Genomic DNA, 3,123 nt, shown 5'->3' with positions numbered 1-3,123 from the left:
ATAATACTTCCATTATTAGCATAGACTAAAGAGCTAATTGCTATAATACAAAGAGAGAGTTTTTTCATACTTATTTTTTCCTTTTAATGATGTATTTTAATTTTAAGTTTTTGTTTTTCAATATTTATATTGATTAATTAAAATATTTTTAACATGAGTATATTCATTATATACACTAGGATAAATCCTAGTGTTTAGTGTTTAATTTCTTATGTATCAAAGCTGTAGATTATAATCCCCCAACTATACAAGGATTCATAGTTTTATAATTATCGCTAACTATGCAAGTTTTACTTTTTTGAATTAAAGAAGTTTCATCTATTTCTTCAGTTTCTTCTTCTTCATTTAAAGTTTCATTACCTATAGAATTAAAAGTAGAACTTTGTTCAAATGCTAAAGAATCATCAGGTTTATTATCAATTGGTGGTTCTACTGGGTCAATAGGTTTATCAGGTATTTCTATTTCTCCACCGCCATTATCTCCATTATTTTTTATGGAATCTAAGATAGGAATACCAACATTACTAACCTTGTCAAAGTTTCCATTGAGCGTAAAATACTCATATTGGTTTGCTTTAGCTTTTAATGATTCAAAATCATCTATAGAAATATCACTTTTATTTTTATCAAGTTGTGCTAAAAACATAAGATTTTTTATTTCAGAAGATATAGAACTTAATTCTCTATAAAAATTATTTAGTAAATCTTCACTTAAATTTTTATTGCTATTGATTGTGGATACTATTATGTTATACCTAGTTGCGAGTTCATCGATTTGTTTTTGATAATTTGTTTTGTTATATTTATCTTTTAAATCATTAATATTCTCCACTTTGCTCTGCAAATCTCTAATGAAACTTATCAACTTATCTTTGTTTGCCATAGTGATATCATAATGCTTTTTAGCATCTTGTTTTAAATTGTTGAATTTATCTTGCACCCCTTCTTTAAACTTAGAATCAATCTTGTTGTTTTGCGAGTATGCAAGTAAGAAATCCATACTTTGCATTAATTTTTCAGCTTCGCTTGTTTTATCACCATATCTATCATCTAACAAAAACTCTGCTATAAACTGCACTTTCGATTTTCTATCTGTTAAATTCCCATACGCTTCTAAAAGCTTTTTTAAATCACTATTTGCATTAATAGTTAAGTATTTTTTTAGATCTGAAATGATTTCATTATTAATAATATCTTCATACAAATCCTCATTATCTAAAAACACATCGTTATCAAGATCAACCCTAGATACCTCACTAGGTTTTGTAGGATCTGTTATAGTCGGGATTTTTGATGTAAATTCATTGTATTTATCATTATTTATATAACTGACTTCACTTGCCCCACTAGTTGAAAAATCCCCAAAGTCATTAGCATAATGATATACTGTATTAGAATTATTTGTTCCAACTTTATTAGCTATAAATAAGTCTGTATTTACAGTCTTATTTTGATAAGACTTAGCATTTATAGAAGACCCGTCTTTAAAATATAGCGAAACATTCTTTATGGAGCCACCACTATTTGAACATCCCCAAGAATTAGCGCCATTACATCCTAAAAATCCACCAGTGTATATAGAATCTGTAGATTTTGCATAAATGTTTATCTTACCTTCTAAAGCTATGTTTTCTAAATTTGCACTATAGTTTTTTCCCGCAAATCCACCTACATAAGCTACACCTTGTTGTTTTTTATTATCTACTTTTATACTTTCTAAATTCTTGATGTAAATATTACTAAGCTTTGCATTTTTACTTCCAATTTCACCTATAAATCCACCCACATTAGCAAAAGATCCACTAGAAGTTACATCTATATTTTTTACATTCTCCATTCTTACATCTCTGATGTAATTACCACTATACAACTGCCCAGCAAAACCCCCAACAAAAGCTGGTAAATCTGGATTACCCTTTGCAATAATATTATCTATATTTTTAATAGATATTTTTTCAAAATTTCCTCTTGCATTACCTGCGAAACCACCTAAATTTACAGAACTTTGTCCTTTTTCAGCTCTTATATTTTCAATAGTATCTAAACTAATATCTGAAAAATTTCCTCCGGCAAGTCCTGCAAAACCACCTATAAAAAATAAACCCTTATCTCTACCTATTGAAGTAATGTTAGATATATTTTTTAGTTCTATTTGTGAGATAGTATTGTTTTCAGTTTTTCCAAAAACACCACCTACATAATCAACATTTTTAGCATTTATGCTATTATTACCATAATCAACTCTAAAGTCTTTAATAGTAGAATCTTTCACATATCCAAAAATCCCAACATAAGTGTGTTTTTCATAATGCCTATTTGGATCTGCAGTAAAATCGATCTTAATATTTTTTAGACTAAAACCTTGTCCATCGAAATTTTTATTAAAAACTTTTTCATTATCATAGCCAATTATCATATTTGTACATTGCCCATCAATACAATAATTAGCATAGTTTTCGCCTTTAAAATCTATATCATTAGTAAGTCTATATCCATTAGCAGTCTCTCTAAAGCCTTTTTTATTATCATTCCAACCTTTAGCAAAATACCACCAATCCTGCACAGAACCTATATCAACATAGTTTTTATAACTTTTATTTAAATTACTAATATTATCAAATTCATTATATTTTCTTTCAGGATCAAAATAATACCCCGTAGCACTTAAATACAAATCCCCTTTATTTGCATGTGATGTTTCTACACTAGGTGTTTTTATAGTTGAAATATCTGCATAAATTTCATTTGCATCAAGGTGAATTTTATTTCCAGCTTTAATTTGATTTAATGTTCCTTTATTAACTTCTGCCTTGAGTATGATTTTATTACCTTGTAAGATTAAGTTTTCTTTGACATCAATATTACCCATATTAACCACATTGCCAAGTTTATCGCCTTTAAATACCGGAGAAAAATTTGATCCCATTTTAAAGAAATTCTCATAATCTGTGTTATTTAATGTACTAGTCGAAGCCACAAAGCGATTAGCATTGATAGTTCCTGTTTTAGTAATGATTACCCCATTAGGATTGATTAAAAAGACATTATTATTTCCAGCTTCTAATATACCAGCTATGGTAGATTTACTTGTCCCATGAGCAATGTTTAGGTAGTTTTTATTGC

The 3,123-nt window shown here is 28.1% G+C and carries 1 protein-coding gene; it reads right to left on the bottom strand.

All coding sequences use genetic code 11. The features are described 5' to 3' along the window. Positions 1-229: 229 nt before the first annotated feature. The coding region (locus tag L8W69_RS09015) for a filamentous hemagglutinin N-terminal domain-containing protein (RefSeq protein ID WP_263666968.1) at positions 230-3,123 on the bottom strand (2,894 nt) is incomplete at its 5' end.

The sequence above is a fragment of the Campylobacter sp. CNRCH_2016_3089 genome (genome assembly GCF_025772505.1).
GTDB classification, from domain to species: domain Bacteria; phylum Campylobacterota; class Campylobacteria; order Campylobacterales; family Campylobacteraceae; genus Campylobacter_D; species Campylobacter_D lari_D.
This window is presented reverse-complemented; position numbering and strand designations above follow the sequence as displayed.